This window comes from Novimethylophilus sp., assembly GCF_036504375.1.
Taxonomy (GTDB): domain Bacteria; phylum Pseudomonadota; class Gammaproteobacteria; order Burkholderiales; family Methylophilaceae; genus Novimethylophilus.
Map to the genome: position 1 here is coordinate 1 of NZ_DASXVH010000079.1, position 16,212 is coordinate 16,212.

Sequence of the window (16,212 nt, forward strand, 5' to 3'; positions counted from 1 at the left end):
CGACGAGATGCTGCGCATGGTGGATGCCTTGCAGTTCTTCGAGCAGCACGGCGAAGTGTGCCCCGCCGGCTGGAGCAAGGGCAAGCCCGGCATGCAGGCCTCCACCGCGGGCGTGGCCAGCTATCTGGCTGACAATGCCGAGGCTCTGTAGTCCATCACCGGCTCACCCATAAAAAACGGGGCGATTGCCCCGTTTTTTGTTGCCGGCGATGCTGAAGCTCAGGCTCCCAACCCACGCGCCAGATCGGCCTTGATGTCGTCCACATTCTCCAGGCCGACCGCGATCCGCACCAGCCCGTCGCCAATACCCGCAGCGGCACGCGCTTCCGGCGTAACCCGGCTGTGGGTAGTAGTCGCCGGGTGGGTGATGGTGGTCTTGGCATCTCCCAGATTGGCGGTAATCGACAGCAAACGGGTGCTGTCGATCAGCTTCCAGGCGGCATCCTTGCCGCCCTTGAGGTCGAACGACACGATGCCGCCGCCGGTTTTCTGCTGCTTCATCGCCAATGCGTGCTGCGGATGCGAGACCAGCCCCGGATAATAGACCCGCGCCACCTGCGGCTGTGCCTCCAGCCACTGCGCCAGGGACAGGGAATTGCGGGAATGCGCTTCCATGCGCAACGGCAGGGTTTCCAGCCCTTTCAGGAACACCCAGGCATTGAACGCGCTTAAGGACGGCCCGGCGGTGCGCAAAAAGCCGTACACCGGTTCCAGCACCTCCTTTTTGCCCAATACGGCGCCGCCAAGGCAGCGGCCCTGGCCGTCGATGTATTTGGTCGCCGAGTGCACGACAATATCCGCGCCAAGCTCAATAGGCCTTTGCAAAGCCGGCGAGCAAAAACAATTGTCCACCACCAGCAGCGCACCGGATTTATTTGCCAGTGTGGCCAACACGCTGATATCGCATACTTCGGTCAACGGATTGGACGGCGTTTCCACGAAAAACAGCTTGGTGTTCGGCTTGACCGCCGCTTCCCATTCTCTGGGGTCGGTCAGAGAAACAAAGGTCGTCTCCAGCCCCCAGCGCTTGAGTATGTTGCCGAACAATTGCACCGTGGTGCCGAAAATGCTGCGCGAGGCGACGATATGGTCGCCAGCCGAACACAACCCCATCACGCAAGCCAGGATGGCCGACATGCCTGACGAGGTAGCCACGCAGAATTCCGCGCCCTCCAGCGCTGCCAGCCTGTCCTGGAACATCGTGACGCTGGGGTTGGTGAAGCGGGAATAGATATTGCCGGGCTCCTGCCCGCCGAAGCGCGCTGCGGCTTGGGCGGCGCTCTCGAATACGAAGCTGGAAGTCAGGAACATCGCTTCCGAGTTCTCACCGAATTCGGTATGCAAACTGCCGGCGCGTACCGCGTTGGTATCGAAATGCCATTTATCATTGTTCATCGTCGTTCACCTTTTCAATTCCATGGGCGTAAAAAAACCCGATCAGCGCACGCTAAATCGGGTTGCCCTCGCTTTAGCTGTATTTTTAACGCGCCCGCAAGCTGATTCAAATCGGCGCTGTGATGGATTGTCGACTTCGACGACTGATTTGTCAACCGTCAGCCAGCTTCTTCCTCGACTTGATCGGCCCCGACCAGATTGAGATCCAGCTGGGTGCTGGAGTTGGCCGGCCTGATCGATTTTTCACCATCCTGGCGTGCCATTTCGATCGCGGCAAGATAGCTCTCGGTCACATCGCCGGTCACGTAATCGCCGTCAAAACAGGAGCAGTCAAAACGCGTAATATCGGGGTTGCCCAGTTTCACATCGCGTACCAGCGCGCTCAAATCCTGGTAGAGCAGCGCATCGGCGCCGATTTCACGGCAGATATCCTCGTCGGAACGCCCGGTGGCAAGCAGTTCGCTGCGGCTCGGCATATCGATGCCGTAAACGTTGGGAAAGCGCACCGGAGGCGCCGCCGAAGCAAAAAACACCTTGTTGGCTCCGGCTTCGCGCGCCATCTGCACGATGCGCTCCGAGGTCGTGCCACGCACGATGGAGTCATCCACCAGCAGCACGTTCTTGCCCTTGAATTCCATGCCGATCGGGTTGAGCTTCTGGCGCACCGACTTCTTGCGCTGTGCCTGCCCCGGCATGATGAAGGTACGACCGATATAGCGGTTCTTGATGAACCCTTCGCGATAGGTCAGATTCAACGCATTGGCCAGTTGCAGCGCGCTGGGGCGGCTGGTGTCGGGGATCGGAATCACCACGTCGATATCGTGATGCGACCATTCGTTATGTATTTTTTCCGCCAGGCTCTCCCCCATATGCAGACGCGTCTGGTAAACCGAAACGTCATCAATCACGGAGTCGGGGCGCGCCAGATAGACATACTCGAAAATACAGGGACTCAGCACGGAATTCTCCGCGCATTGGCGGGAATAGAAATGGCCGTCAAGATCGACGAACACCGCCTCGCCCGGCGCAACATCGCGCACCATTTCGAAACCCAGCACGTCCAGCGCGACGCTTTCCGAGGCCACCACATACTCGATGCCTTTTTCGGTTTGTGCACGGCCGATGACCAGCGGGCGGATACCGTAAGGGTCGCGAAAGGCCAGCATGCCATAATTCGCGATCATCGCCACCACGCCATATGCGCCGCGGCAGCGCCGATGGACACCCGCCACTGCCTTGAAAATCATGTCATTATCGAGCGAGGTATTGCCCGCCGCCTGCTCGATTTCGTGCGCCAGCACGTTGAGCAGCACTTCCGAATCGGAATTGGTATTGATGTGACGCAAGTCCTGGCGGAACATTTCGCGCTTTAACTGCTCGGAATTGGTCAGGTTGCCGTTGTGGCCCAATACGATACCGAACGGGGAATTGACGTAAAACGGCTGCGCCTCGGCTGCGGAAGAGCTGCCTGCGGTGGGATAGCGCACATGGGCGATACCGGCGTTGCCCTTGAGGTTGCGCATGTGCCGGGTCTGGAATACATCCTGCACCAGGCCGTTATTCTTGTGCATGTAAAACGTGCCGCCATCGCAGGTGACGATACCCGCCGCGTCCTGGCCGCGATGCTGGAGCACCAGCAGCCCGTCGTAGAGGCTCTGGTTTACCGGGTTCTTGCCTACAATGCCAATAATTCCGCACATGGTTTAAGCCTGATCAATCGTACTTGATATGTTTCGTCATTTCCGGCGGCAGCCATGGCTTGATGGACATCACCATGGCCTCCAAAGGGGCGCTGAACATCGCATCGCGCCAGCGTGGGTCCTGCGGCAAGGAAGTGAGTCCGCCCAGAAGCACGAGCACGCCTACGATCAGCAGACCGCGCGCGCAGCCGAACAGCCCGCCCAGTCCGCGGTCCAGCCAGCCCAAGCCCACTTTCCTGAATAATTCGCCCAGCGCGATTGCCAACAGGCTGGCAACCAGCAGAATGCCAAAAAACACGATAGCGAAGGCAGCAACCAGGCGCAAGCCCTGATTCGGGATGCTCGCCGGCAGCATGACCGCAACATCCACCGCATAAGTCTTGGCAGCCAGTGCGGCAACCACCCAACTGGCGAGCCCCAGGAATTCCCGCACGAATCCTCGCATCAGACTCAGCAAAATGGAAACTCCAACAATGCCGAGCACAACATAATCGAATATCGTCACTGGTTAGTAACCAGAATACCGCCGAAACCGGCAGCCTTGATATGTTCAAGTGCCTGCTGGGCTTCCGTTTTTCCGGGGAAGGGTCCGCAGCGCAAGCGAATTTTCACGCCCTTGGGAGTCTGCAGATTTTCGGTGTAACACTGTACTCCGGATTCGGCAATCCTGGTCCGTATTTGCTTGACCTTGGCGGCATCGGAAAACACCCCGACCTGTACCGAGACCGTTCCTTTTTTGCTCTCGGCCGCCGCAGGCTGAGCAGGTTTTGGCGCATCAGTTTTTTTGGCAGTCTCCGGCAAGCCCTTGGGCTGCACTGAAGTTGGCTTGTCTTCGGCCGACACCGGCTCCCCAAGATTCACCACGGCAACCGGCTTGGCCTTGTTGGAGACAGCGACAGGATTTTTGGGTTCCGCAGTGGTTACGGTTGGAGCTTTCGCCTCACCGGGTTTTTCCAGCGGTGAAGTCATCTGGACGGCCGGCTTGGCCGGAGCCGGAGGCTCGGGCGTTACCGGAACGATTTTAGAAGAAAACCCGGCGCCGTCCTGGCTGGGGATACTGATCGCGATTTCCGGCTGAGGCGTTTTTTGTCCGCCCCGGTCATCCAGTACCATGGGCAGTATCGTAACCATCAGCAGCACCAGCGCGACCGCTCCAACCAGCCGCCGCCGCGCGCGTTTTTTGAATTGATTTTCCTTGTCGGTCAGCTGTTCAGCAGCCATAAGCCTGTTCCAGTGGTTGGCAACGCGCGCAGCACATCGGCAACGGTATAAAACGAGCCGAATGCCACAATTCTATCATTTTCGCCCGCGCTACGACAGGCTTGCTTCAGGGCAGCGGCCAGGGAATCGAACGCAGTAACCCGGGCTCCGGGCACATGATCGCGCACCATCTGTTGCAGTTGTTCGGCGGAGGTTCCGCGAACGTTATCGATTCCTGCCAGAAACCATTCATCGATTTCGGACGCCACCGCATGCAGCACCCCGGCAATGTCTTTATCGGCCAGCATCGCGAATATCGCCAGCGTGCGCCCTCTGTCATTTCCCGTTTGCCGGAGATTTCCAGCCAGTCCGCGTGCAGCGTGCGGATTGTGCGCCACGTCGAGAATCATCTGCGGCCTGGTCGGCAATATCTGGAATCGCCCAGGCAGCCTCACATTGGACAGCCCGGCACGAATCTGTTCGACGGTAACCGGGAGCGTTTCGCGCATAGCCAGCAGCGCCCCTACCGCGCAAGCCGCGTTGTCCAGCTGGAAACTGCCGCTCAGCGCCGGCAACGGCAGGTTTTCAATGCGCGCGCCTTTAGTCCAGAAATTCCAATTGTTCTCGTTGGCCTCGTAACCAAAATCCACGCCAATCTGCATATATTCCGCTGCGACTCGATGCGCACTCTCAGGCACCGATTTTGGCGGAGCCGGATCGCCGCAAAGCGCCGGAACGCCGGCACGGTATATGCCGGCCTTTTCAAAGCCTATGCTTTCCCGGGTATTGCCGAGATAATCCAGATGATCGAGATCGATGCTGGTAATCACCGCGCAATCGGGTTCGAACGCATTCACGGCATCCAATCTGCCGCCCAGGCCGATCTCCAGCACGGCCGCATCGACATCGACCTCAGTAAAATGCCATATCGCCGCCAACGTACCGAACTCGAAATAAGTCAGCGGAATATCCCCGCGCGCGGCTTCCACCTGGGCAAAAGCCGCGCATAGCTGGTCATCGTCCGCTTCCTGGCCGGAAATACGCACGCGTTCGTTGTAGCGCAATAGATGGGGGGATGTGTAGCAGCCGACACGATACCCGGCTTCGCTCAGAATGCGCTCCAGCATCGAACAGGTCGAGCCCTTGCCGTTGGTTCCACCGACGGTGATCACCGGGAAATCCGGCGCCAACCCCATCCGCAGCCTGACCCGATTGACGCGGTCAAGGCCGAGCTCTATGGACTTGGGGTGCAGCCGCTCGAGATAGGAAAGCCAGTCAGGAAGCGTTGAAGGGGGCATGGAAACAGAGTGGCGGAATAATCAGAATTTATAGTGCAATAAAGATGCACTTCGTTCCGCATATCCTATTTGCGCAGATCAAGCGACGGCCGGCATCCGCAGCAGACTGGTGAGCAACGTGACTAACTGGTCGCGCATTTCGCGACGATCCACGATCATGTCCACGGCGCCGTGCTCCAGCAGGAATTCGGCGCGCTGGAAACCATCCGGCAGGGTTTCGCGCACGGTTTGCTCGATGACGCGCGGACCGGCAAAACCGATCAGTGCGCCCGGCTCGGCGATGATCACGTCGCCCAGCATCGCGAAACTGGCGGAAACGCCACCCATGGTAGGGTCGGTCAATACCGAAATGAATGGCTGCCTGGCGCGCGCCAGCGCGGTCAGTGCCGCGCTGGTTTTGGCCATCTGCATCAGCGAAAACAGGCCCTCCTGCATGCGCGCGCCGCCGCTGGCGGAGAAACAGATGAACGGCAGATTGTTCTCGATGCAATTATTGACGCCGCGCACGAAGCGCTCGCCCACCACGGAGCCCATGGACCCGCCCTGGAAGCGGAACTCGAAGGCTGCCGCCACTACCGGCACGGTCTTGATGCTGCCTTGCATCACGATCAGGGCATCGGTTTCGGCGGTTTCGGCCTGGCTGGCTTTGAGCCGGTCGGCGTAACGCTTGCTGTCCTTGAACTTGAGCGGATCGAGCGGTGTGACCTCGGTACCGATTTCGAAGCGGCCTTCCGCATCGAGCACCATATCCAGCCGGCTGCGGGCATTGATGCGATTATGAAAGCCGCATTTGGGGCAGACTTCCTGGTTTTTTTCCAGGTCGGTACGGTAGAGCACCGATTCGCAGTTGGGACACTTGCTCCACAGCCCCTCGGGCACGGTTTTCCTGGCGGCGCTATCGCCGCGCTTGATCTTGGGGGGGAGGAGTTTTTGCAACCAGCTCATGAAATACCTTTGGCTTATAAGCTATCAATGGCGCCGCGCAGCTCGCCGACCAGCTTCTTGACATTGGCCACGACTTCCTGCTCGCCGGAGTTTTCGATTTCCTGCACCGTACGGCTGCCGACCACCACCGCATCGGCGATGCCGGCTACGGCCTTGGCCGTGGCGGCATCCCGCACGCCGAAGCCGACGCCGATCGGCAGCGTAGTCAGCGTACGAATCGCCGCCACCTTGCGCGACACCTCTTCGATATCGAGATTGCTGGCGCCGGTCACGCCCTTGAGCGAAACGTAATAGACGAAGCCGCTGGCAGATTTGACCACCGCCTCGACGCGGGCGGCAGCAGAAGTCGGCGCCAGCAGGAACACGGGGTCGATCCGGTGTTGGTTCAACAATGCCACGAACTCTTCGCACTCCTCGGGCGGGTAATCCACCGTTAAGACGCCGTCGACACCGCTGTGACCCGCCAGGTTGGCGAATTTCTGGTAGCCCATCGCCTCCACCGGATTGGCATAGCCCATCAGCACCACCGGCGTCGTGTCGTCGGCCTTGCGGAATTCAGCGACCATGCCGAGCACATCGGTGAGGCTGACATGGTGCGCCAAGGCGCGCTCGCTGGCACGCTGAATGACAGGGCCGTCGGCCATCGGATCGGAAAACGGCACCCCCAGTTCGATAATGTCGGCCCCGGCCTCCACCATCGCATGCATCAGCGGTACGGTAAGCGCCGGATTGGGGTCGCCGGCGGTGATATAAGGGATCAGGGCTTTTTTGCCCTGCTGTTTGAGATTGGAGAAAGTGGATTGTATGCGTGACATGGTTAGAGCTTGATGCCGGAAAGAGTGGCGACGGTATTGATGTCCTTGTCGCCGCGGCCGGAAAGGTTGACCAGCAGCACCGCATCGCGCGACATGGTGGGCGCCATTTTCATCGCATGCGCGACGGCATGGCTGGATTCCAGCGCCGGGATGATGCCTTCCATGCGGCACAGCGTGTGGAAGGCAGCAAGCGCTTCGTCATCGTTGATCGCCACGTATTCGGCACGATGGCTGTCCTGCAGCCAGGCATGCTCGGGGCCGACGCCGGGATAATCCAGCCCGGCGGAAATCGAATGGGTTTCGATGATCTGGCCGCCTTCATCCTGCATCAAGCGCGTGCGGTTGCCATGCAATACGCCCGCCGGGCTGTGCACGGTCAACGGCGCCGCATGCTTGCCAGTCTCGAGGCCGTAACCGCCGGCCTCGACGCCGATCAGCCGCACGCTATCGAGTTCGATATAGGGATAGAAAATGCCCATCGCATTGGAACCGCCGCCCACGCAAGCGATCACCGCATCCGGCTGGCGCCCCAGCATTTCCTGCATCTGCTGCCTGGCCTCGACGCCGATCACCGCCTGAAAATCGCGCACCATCATCGGGTACGGATGCGGGCCGGCCACGGTGCCGATGATGTAAAACGTGCTTTCCACGTTGGTTACCCAGTCGCGCATGGCTTCGTTGAGCGCATCCTTGAGCGTCTTGGAACCGGATTCCACCGGCACCACGGCCGCGCCCAGCAGCTTCATGCGGAATACATTCGGCGACTGGCGTTTGACATCCTCGGAGCCCATGTACACCACGCACTCCAGCCCCATGCGCGCGGCCACCGTGGCCGTCGCCACGCCATGCTGACCGGCGCCGGTTTCCGCGATCACGCGCGGCTTGCCCATCTTTTTCGCCAGCAGCGCCTGGCCGATGCAGTTGTTGATCTTGTGCGCGCCGGTGTGGTTGAGGTCTTCGCGCTTGAGGTAGATCTGCGCACCGCCGAGATGGTCCGACAGGCGCTTGGCGTGATAAATCGGGCTGGGGCGGCCGACGTAGTGCTTAAGGTCGTCGGCGAACTCGGCGAGGAAGGCCGGATCCAGCCGGTACTTGTCGTACATCGCACGCAATTCATCCAGCGCCTCGATCAGGGTTTCGGCAACGAACACGCCGCCGTAAGGACCGAAATGGCCGCGCACATCCGGAAAATCATACTTCTGCATCAAGCACTCCTCGCATGAACGCAGCTATCTTGGCCGCGTCCTTTATTCCTTTTTCCCGCTCGACTCCGCCGCTGACGTCCACCGCATAAGGACGAACGCGCCGGATGGCTGCGCCGACGTTGGCGGCATTGAGGCCACCGGCCAGGATGACCGGCTTGGGCAGACCGGCCGGAATCAGGTCCCAGTCGAAAGTCCTGCCCGTCCCGCCGGCGACGCCTTCCTGATAGGCATCCAGCAACAATGCTCGCGCGGAGGCAAAATCAGCCGCGTATTGTAACAAATTTAGCCCCGGCCTGACGCGCAAGGCCTTGATGTAAGGAAAATCAAAGGCCTGGCAATAATCCGGCGATTCATCGCCGTGAAATTGCAGAAAGTCGAGCCGGACCTGCTGCTGGACGTCGTGCACCAGATCCATCTCCGCATCGACAAACAGGCCGACGGCAGCGACGAAAGGCGGCAGGCTGGCAACGATTTCCGCCGCACGGCTCATGCTTACCTGGCGCGGGCTTTTTTCATAAAACACCAGGCCGATCGCATTGGCGCCATGGGCGACCGCAGCCAGCGCATCCTCGACGCGGGTGATGCCGCAGATTTTTGCTCGGGTGACCATTGATATCGCAGAAAAAGCCGTAGGTTATCCGAAACGCCGTCCGCTGTCAGCCGAGCGGCAACGAACGTGCACAGACCGGCAATTGCCAGCGTGCGTCGTAATGCACCCCGGTCAGGTAAAGGCCGTCCGGCATAAAGGTGGGCGCGGCGAAACGCCGGTCTTTATGCTCCAGCAAGGTTTTCACCCATTCCGCCGCATGCTCGCCTTTACCGACATAAACCAGGCTGCCGACAAGATTGCGCACCATGTGATGCAAAAAGGCATTGGCGCTGAATTCAAACAGCAGCGTGTTGCCATGCGGGCGGATGTCGGCCCGATATAAATGCTTGACGGGGGATTTCGCCTGGCATTCGGCCGCACGAAAAGCACTGAAATCGTGCTCGCCCGGCAAATGGGCAGCAGCCCGGCGCATGGCCTCGATATCCAGCGGCCGATGGTACCAGCCGACTTTGCCGGCCAGCACCGCCGGCGCTACCGGACTGATCTGCAGCAGATATTGATAACTGCGGCGCTCGGCGCTGAAACGGGCGTGGAATCCGGCATCGACTTCGCGCGCCCACAATACGCGCAAGCCTGGCGGCAAAAAGGCATTGACGCCGCGCACCCAGGCATTCTGCGGGCGATTTACTGCAGTGTCGAAATGTACCACCTGCGACAACGCATGCACACCGGCATCGGTACGCCCGGCCGCGGCCACCTTGATTTCATGCCCGGCCATGCGCGCCAGCGCCGTCTGCAGATGGTCTTGCGCGCCGCAACCGGAGGGCTGGCTTTGCCAGCCGCAAAAACGACTGCCATCATATTCCAGCCCAAGCGCCATTCTCATGCCAGCATCCAGAACAGCATCGGCAACAGCAGCACCACCAGCGCATCGTGCCAATTGAATTTCGGGAATCGCATCAGCACGACATCGGGTCGCTCCACATCCTCCTGCAGGATATCCTCAAGACGCCAGCCGTGCTGGCGCAGGCGCAGCAGCACGCCCTTGGGCATGGTCTCGACGTAATGCAGCGTCAGCCACAGGCGCGCGGAAAAACGCTCGGGGGCAAGCTTAAGCACGCGTAAAGGCTGCAGCAGAAGATATACCCCGACCATGATGTCTTCCCGGCTGGAGGTGGCGAGCAATAACGACAATGCCGCCAGCATGGCCGCCAGTCGCGCCATCTGGATCACTCCGATGCGCAAGCCTTCGTAGGTGGGTGCCGCATAATCGGGGAAGCCATGCAGATACTCGCCGGGCGTGGCAAAGGCGTAGATCAGCAGGATGGATAGCAATAGCCAGCGTGCGCGGCGAATCAGCACAAGAAAAACGGAGGCGCCCCGCCAGACCAACAGCACCGGCAACAGTATGCATGCGGTTGCCAAGAGGCGCCATTGCATCAGTTGCAGCGCAACGGCAAAGGCAATCAGGCAAACGATTCTAACAAGAGGATGCATGCCAGCCCGACAAACAAAAAAGCCGGGCGTTCAGCCCGGCTGCAAACTCGATAACTGCCAAATTAGTCGAGGCCTTCCAACAATTTTTGCGCTTTTTCGCGCTGTGTCGGGCCGCCCTCCTTCAATACTTCCTGCAACAGTTCCCGTGCGCCTTCCTGGTCTCCCATATCGATGTAGGCGGTGACAAGGTCGAGCTTGGTGTCTACGTCCGGGGATTCCGAAGCCGATAGCGTGATTTCCTCCGTGGCGCCGGCCATTTCCATCGTATCGGCATCAGCGACATCGAGATTTATGCCGGAAAGATCAAGATCAGGCAGTTCCGTGGCCGCAGCTTCCGCCGTATTCGCTGGTTGCTCCGGCTCACCAAGATCGACATCAAAATTGAAGTCCAGCCCGCTGGCTGCTTCTGCCGGCGCCTCTTCCAGTTCGATTTCAGTGACCGCAGATTCAACCGGCATTTCAGACATCATGCTCTGGTCAATATCCACAGCCTCTTCCGCTGCAGCAGGCGGTTCCTGAAGATCAGCAGTTAAATCCATATCCAAGGAAGCAACTTGAGCCGGTTCTTTCGCAGGAAGATCGAGTGAAACTTCCTCGGCAGCCCCAGTCTCGGCCACAGACACATCCAGGTCTGGTAGCGAAGACTCGGCTTCGGCAGCGGATTCAGTCGAATCTGACATCGGCTCCGGCATATCGAGTGCCGAAAGATCGAATGACGATTCCGATGCCTGCTGTGCGGCGCTTTCCTGAGGCATCGTTTCCGGCTGCCCGGTTTCGGCAGTTTGCAGCGCCGGCAGTTCCAGTTCCGGCAATGCGAGATCAACGGCTTGCTCTTGTTCCGCCAAAGACGCTTCGCCTGACGCAGGAACGTCCAGCTCCGGTAAATCGAGAGAAATGCCGCCGCTACTTTCCTCCATCACCGGAGTTTCAGTTTCAGGCAAATCCGGCAGGGCTTCTACGCCAAGATCGGCCACATCCAGTTGAGCGTTTTCCTCGGCGGCAGGTTCAGGCAGATCCAGCTGAAAATCAAGGCCTGCGGTTTCCTGCTCGACAGATGCCCCTGGGAGCCCGGCAGGCTCAAGGCCGGATTCCTGAGACGCAGGAAGCTCCAGGTCCGCCACGGAAACGTCAAGATCAGGCAATGACTCATCGACGGCTGCGGCCTGCGGCGTTTTCGATGTCAATTCCAGGCCGCCGATATCGAAATCCAACGCATTGTTTTCAGTCGCCGGCTCAAGCGCGCCTGCTGTCGTATCGGCTACCGCTTCGTCCAAAGAAAAATCCAATGTCGCGTCTTCCGCACCCAGGCTGAGATCCAGACTATCCGGGACCGGAGGGGGAGCCTGCTGGATCATTGTGGCGTCAAAATCGACCGCGGAAACTTCCGCTTTAGGATGAGAAGCGCTTTCGCCGTAGAGCGGATTATCCGGCTCCAGCTTGCGGCCCATTTCGGCCACCCTGGCCCAGGTTGCATCCGTCGCACCCAACGCGGCATACAGTTCGCCTGCCAGCGTCTCAAACGCTGCCGTATCCTTGCGATTGGCAAAAATCTCCAGCAGCTTCAGATGCAACTCATGGCGCTTCGGCTCCTTGGCGAGCGCATCCTTGAGGATTTCTTCTGCCTGAACATCGCGGCCATAGGCCATATACACTTCAGCTTCGGCAATGGGATCGACATCGTTGGTATCGATCATGCCGGCGGTGGCGCCTTGACCGAAGTCGGTCAGGAATGACGTGTTGCCGGTATCGACGGTGCCTCCGGCGGTATTGCCGAAGACGGTATTCGGCTTGAGACCGCCGGTAGTGAGGATGCCCTGCTCAAAGCTGTCCAGGCCTTTCCTGCGCTTGTTGCGCAGGTAGAACCACATGCCGCCGATCAAGGCCAGCAAACCTCCGCCACCGGCAGCCAATAGCAAGGGGTTGTCCAGCAGGGTATCAAAAATGCCAGGCTCGGATTTAGGCGGCAACGGTTGCGGACGGACGATTTTCTTCGGCGTCTTCTCCTGCGGCTTGGCCTCGGCCTTAGGGGCTTCGGGCGCCTGCTCTGCGGCAGGCTTTGCCGGCTCGGGCACAGGTTTGGCTATCTGCGCAACCGGAACTTCCTGCGGCGGTGTGACGCCGGGTGCCGGCTTGGGCGCCTCCTGCGTTGCCGCCGCAGGCTCTTTAGCGCCTTTTTGCGCTTCGGCCAGGGATTTGTTCTTGATTTCCAGCAGCTTCTGCATATCCTGCAGCTGCTTGTCCAGTACGCTGACGCGCGCATCGGCTTCTTTGATGGCCTTTTCTCGCGCGGTGGCTTCTTCCTGCAACGCGGTCAAGCGGCTTGCAACATCGGCGGCCCCTCCCTTGGCGACCGCTCCGGATTCGCTCTTGGAAAGCCTAACCACATCGCGCGGGCCCTGTGCCGGCACCGCGGACTTATCCTCGGCGGGAGCGGTAATCTTGCCGCTTGCAGTCTGGGAAGACGGCTCTTCCCGCGCCGGGGCCGATTCCGCCACCATGCCAGCCAATTTATTGCGATAGGCGTTCCAGTTTGCGGTCTGGACGCGAATCTCCTTGACTGCCTCGCCCTGGGTAACTGCCTGCAGCTCATCCGGCGCTGGCACATGGATGATCTGCCCCACCTTGAGGCGATTCATGTTGCCCCCGGCAAACGCTTCCTTGTTGGCACGATACAAGCCTACCAGCATCTGCTCAAGGCTGACCCCCTCTACCTGGGACTGGCTGGCGATGGCGCGCAGGGTGTCGCCTTTCTGGACCATATGGCCTTCGGGCTTCTCGGTGGAAACAGTATCGACCGGGGCTTGGGCCGCCGCGCCCTTGTGCGTTTTGCCCTTACGGGAGATCTTTTCCGTGGACGCCCCCGGAACGGGCGCCGCTTGTGCCGCACCGGCGCCAGGCAAAGCTGCGGCAGAAGTTGTAGCCGAACGATCGCCGTAGCCTGGGGGATCGAGCAGCGCGGTATATTCGCGTAACAGACGGCCGGAAGACCATTCGACCTGGATCAGCATGTCCAGGAACGGATCGCTGATTGGTTGCGACGAACTCAAGCGCAACACCGGAGTGCCGTCCGGGCGCTTGCTCACTTCGACTCTAACTGCGGAAAGCACCGCCGCCCGCTCGACGCCCTGTTCGGCGAATACTGCGCTGGAGGCGATTTGCGCAGATAGCGAAGCGAGCTCGTCCTTGGTGGTGGACAGCAACTCGACCTCGGCGCTCAGAGGTTCCCCCAAGCCGGAGATCACTGTCAACTTGCCCAATCCCGCAGCGTATGAAGCGATAGGCATCAACGCGAAGCAGACCGCCAGCGAAATCCGTTTTACTCTGGAATTGTGCACTGTCCCACCCTTAAGGCTATTAGCGTTTTAATTAAATTAACATCAAATAGTTAGAGTTGCAAGCTCATAATGAACATTACATTTTCGATGTATTTTAATACTCGATCAGAATACGCAGCATGCGACGCAAAGGTTCGGCCGCACCCCACAGCAACTGGTCGCCCACAGTGAAGGCTGCAAGATACTCGCCGCCCATGCTCATTTTGCGCAGGCGGCCGACCGGAACCGCAAGCTTGCCGGTGACTGCGGCGGGCGTCAATTGGCTCATGCTGGCTTCGCGCTCGTTAGGCACCACGCTTACCCAAGCGTTGGCCGAAGCCAGAATGCCGTTGATTTCATCCATCGGCACGTCTTTTCTGAGCTTGATAGTCAGTGCCTGGCTGTGGCAGCGCATCGCCCCGATACGCACGCATAAACCATCGATGGGAATCGGAGAGGACTCCAGGCCGAGAATCTTGTTGGTCTCGGCCGCACCCTTCCACTCCTCCCTGCTCTGGCCGTTGCCCAGATCCTTGTCGATCCATGGGATCAGGCTGCCTGCAAGCGGCACGCCGAAGTGCGCGGTAGGAAAATTATTATCGCGCAGCGTGCCCGCCACTTCACGGTCGATCTCCAGGATCGCCGAAGCCGGATCGGCCAGCATTTCTTGTGCCACGCGATGGGCCTCGCCCATTTGCATCAAGAGCTCGCGCATGTTTTGCGCACCGGCGCCACTGGCGGCCTGATAGGTCATGGAAGTCGCCCATTCCACCAGATTCTCGCGGAACAGCCCGCCCAAACCCATCAGCATCAGCGAAACCGTGCAGTTGCCGCCGACATAATTCTTTACGCCTTGGGCCAGACCATCCCGGATGACGTTCAGATTGACCGGATCGAGGATGATGATGGCATCCTGTTCCATCCTCAGCGCGGAGGCGGCATCGATCCAATAGCCGTTCCAGCCGTCGGCGCGCAGCCTGGGGAAAATCTCGGTGGTATAGTCGCCGCCCTGGCAGGAAAGGATGACGTCCATCGCCTTGAGTTCTGCAAGATTCCTGGCATCCTTGAGCGGCGGAACCTCCTTGCCGATCTCCGGCCCCCGCCCGCCGGCTTGCGACGTGGTGAAAAATACCGGCTCGACATGGTCGAAATCGCGCTCATCGCGCATGCGCTGCATCAGCACCGAGCCGACCATTCCACGCCAACCGACAAAACCAACTCTCAACATGACTATTCCTTACAAAGCAGCGACTACCGCATCGCCCATTGCGCTGCATTTAACCTTGCTCGTGCCCTCGGTCCAGATATCGCCGGTGCGGTAGCCCTGCGCCAGCGCTTTTTTCACGGCCCTCTCGATGCGCACGGCGTTCGCTTCATCGCCGAAGGTGTAGCGCAGCAGCATCGCTGCCGACAAGATCGTCGCCAGCGGATTGGCGATGTCCTTGCCGGCGATATCCGGGGCCGAGCCATGGCTGGGCTCGTACATGCCCTTGTTGTTCGCATCCAGCGACGCCGACGGCAGCATGCCGATGGAGCCGGTCAGCATCGAAGCCTCGTCCGACAGGATATCACCGAAGATATTGCCGGTAACCATGACGTCGAACTGTTTGGGGTTGCGCACCAGCTGCATCGCGGCGTTATCGACGTACATGTGGCTCAACTCGACTTCCGGGTACTCCTTGGACAGCTCGATCATCACCTGGCGCCACAGTTCGGTGGTCTCCAGCACGTTGGCCTTGTCTACCGAGCACACCTTCCTGTTGCGCTTCATCGCGATACCGAATGCAACATGGCCAATGCGGCGGATTTCGGATTCGTTGTAGCGCATGGTATTGATGCCTTCGCGCTCGCCGTTTTCCAGGATGCTGATGCCGCGCGGCTGGCCGAAGTAGATATCGCCGGTGAGTTCGCGCACGATCATGATGTCCAGCCCGGACACCACTTCCGGCTTCAGGGTCGATGCAGACGCCAGTTCTGGATACAGCAGTGCCGGACGCAGGTTGGCAAACAGGTTGAGCTCCTTGCGGATGCGCAGCAGGCCGCGCTCCGGGCGCTTGTCGCGCGGCAACGCGTCGTATTGCCAGCCGCCCACCGCACCGAGCAGCACCGCGTCGGCCTGTTGCGCCAGCTTCAGGGTCGCTTCCGGCAAGGGATCGCCCGCTGCATCATATCCGGCACCGCCGATCGGAGCCTCTTCCATTTCCAGACCGATATTCAGCGCACACAAAACCTTGACGGCTTGCGCAACGATTTCGGGGCCAATGCCGTCACCCGGCAATACTGCGATTTTCAT

Annotated in this window: 14 protein-coding genes, 1 pseudogene and 1 riboswitch; of the genes and pseudogenes, 1 reads left to right on the forward strand and 14 read right to left on the reverse strand. The window is 59.8% G+C overall.

The window, feature by feature from the left end:
- A pseudogene (locus tag VGK14_RS11250) lies at positions 1-151 on the forward strand (peroxiredoxin); the annotation flags it as partial.
- Positions 152-219: 68 nt separating this feature from the next.
- Here VGK14_RS11250 and VGK14_RS11255 read toward each other — a convergent pair.
- The 14 genes from VGK14_RS11255 to leuB form a co-directional block, all read right to left on the reverse strand.
- The gene (locus VGK14_RS11255) at positions 220-1,395 is read right to left on the reverse strand and encodes an O-succinylhomoserine sulfhydrylase (RefSeq protein ID WP_331509186.1); all 1,176 of its coding nucleotides are present in this window, start codon (positions 1,393-1,395) and stop codon (positions 220-222) included.
- Positions 1,396-1,451: 56 nt separating this feature from the next.
- Positions 1,452-1,523: riboswitch (SAM riboswitch) on the reverse strand.
- Positions 1,524-1,553: 30 nt separating this feature from the next.
- Positions 1,554-3,095: an amidophosphoribosyltransferase gene (gene purF, locus VGK14_RS11260; protein ID WP_331509187.1), complete on the reverse strand. Its 1,542-nt coding sequence runs from the start codon at positions 3,093-3,095 to the stop codon at positions 1,554-1,556.
- 13 nt (positions 3,096-3,108) lie between these two features.
- Positions 3,109-3,600, reverse strand: coding sequence for a CvpA family protein (locus tag VGK14_RS11265; RefSeq protein ID WP_331509188.1), 492 nt, complete (start codon positions 3,598-3,600; stop codon positions 3,109-3,111).
- Positions 3,597-4,316 (reverse strand): SPOR domain-containing protein, encoded by a 720-nt coding sequence (locus tag VGK14_RS11270; RefSeq protein ID WP_331509189.1) that lies wholly within the window; start codon positions 4,314-4,316, stop codon positions 3,597-3,599. The genes VGK14_RS11265 and VGK14_RS11270 overlap by 4 nt, the downstream gene beginning before the upstream one ends.
- The gene (gene folC, locus VGK14_RS11275) at positions 4,298-5,593 is read right to left on the reverse strand and encodes a bifunctional tetrahydrofolate synthase/dihydrofolate synthase (protein WP_331509190.1); all 1,296 of its coding nucleotides are present in this window, start codon (positions 5,591-5,593) and stop codon (positions 4,298-4,300) included. Before folC ends, VGK14_RS11270 begins: the two co-directional genes overlap by 19 nt.
- A 78-nt stretch (positions 5,594-5,671) precedes the next feature.
- Positions 5,672-6,538 carry an acetyl-CoA carboxylase, carboxyltransferase subunit beta gene (gene accD, locus VGK14_RS11280; protein ID WP_331509191.1) on the reverse strand — a complete coding sequence of 289 codons (867 nt, stop codon included), beginning with the start codon at positions 6,536-6,538 and terminating at the stop codon, positions 5,672-5,674.
- 14 nt (positions 6,539-6,552) lie between these two features.
- Positions 6,553-7,353 carry a tryptophan synthase subunit alpha gene (gene trpA, locus VGK14_RS11285; protein WP_331509192.1) on the reverse strand — a complete coding sequence of 267 codons (801 nt, stop codon included), beginning with the start codon at positions 7,351-7,353 and terminating at the stop codon, positions 6,553-6,555.
- Positions 7,354-7,355: 2 nt separating this feature from the next.
- Positions 7,356-8,558: a tryptophan synthase subunit beta gene (trpB, locus tag VGK14_RS11290; protein ID WP_331509193.1), complete on the reverse strand. Its 1,203-nt coding sequence runs from the start codon at positions 8,556-8,558 to the stop codon at positions 7,356-7,358.
- Positions 8,545-9,168: a phosphoribosylanthranilate isomerase gene (locus VGK14_RS11295; protein ID WP_331509194.1), complete on the reverse strand. Its 624-nt coding sequence runs from the start codon at positions 9,166-9,168 to the stop codon at positions 8,545-8,547. Before VGK14_RS11295 ends, trpB begins: the two co-directional genes overlap by 14 nt.
- Before the next feature lie 46 nt (positions 9,169-9,214).
- Entirely contained in the window at positions 9,215-9,994 is a 780-nt protein-coding gene (truA, locus tag VGK14_RS11300; protein WP_331509195.1) for a tRNA pseudouridine(38-40) synthase TruA, read from the reverse strand.
- The gene (locus VGK14_RS11305; protein WP_331509196.1) at positions 9,991-10,605 is read right to left on the reverse strand and encodes a hypothetical protein; all 615 of its coding nucleotides are present in this window, start codon (positions 10,603-10,605) and stop codon (positions 9,991-9,993) included. The genes truA and VGK14_RS11305 overlap by 4 nt, the downstream gene beginning before the upstream one ends.
- A gap of 62 nt (positions 10,606-10,667) precedes the next feature.
- On the reverse strand, positions 10,668-13,889 hold the full coding sequence (locus VGK14_RS11310; RefSeq protein ID WP_331509197.1) for a FimV/HubP family polar landmark protein: 3,222 nt from the start codon (positions 13,887-13,889) through the stop codon (positions 10,668-10,670).
- Positions 13,890-14,034: 145 nt separating this feature from the next.
- Positions 14,035-15,147 (reverse strand): aspartate-semialdehyde dehydrogenase, encoded by a 1,113-nt coding sequence (gene asd, locus VGK14_RS11315; protein ID WP_331509198.1) that lies wholly within the window; start codon positions 15,145-15,147, stop codon positions 14,035-14,037.
- 9 nt (positions 15,148-15,156) lie between these two features.
- Positions 15,157-16,212 (reverse strand): 3-isopropylmalate dehydrogenase, encoded by a 1,056-nt coding sequence (gene leuB, locus VGK14_RS11320; RefSeq protein ID WP_331509199.1) that lies wholly within the window; start codon positions 16,210-16,212, stop codon positions 15,157-15,159.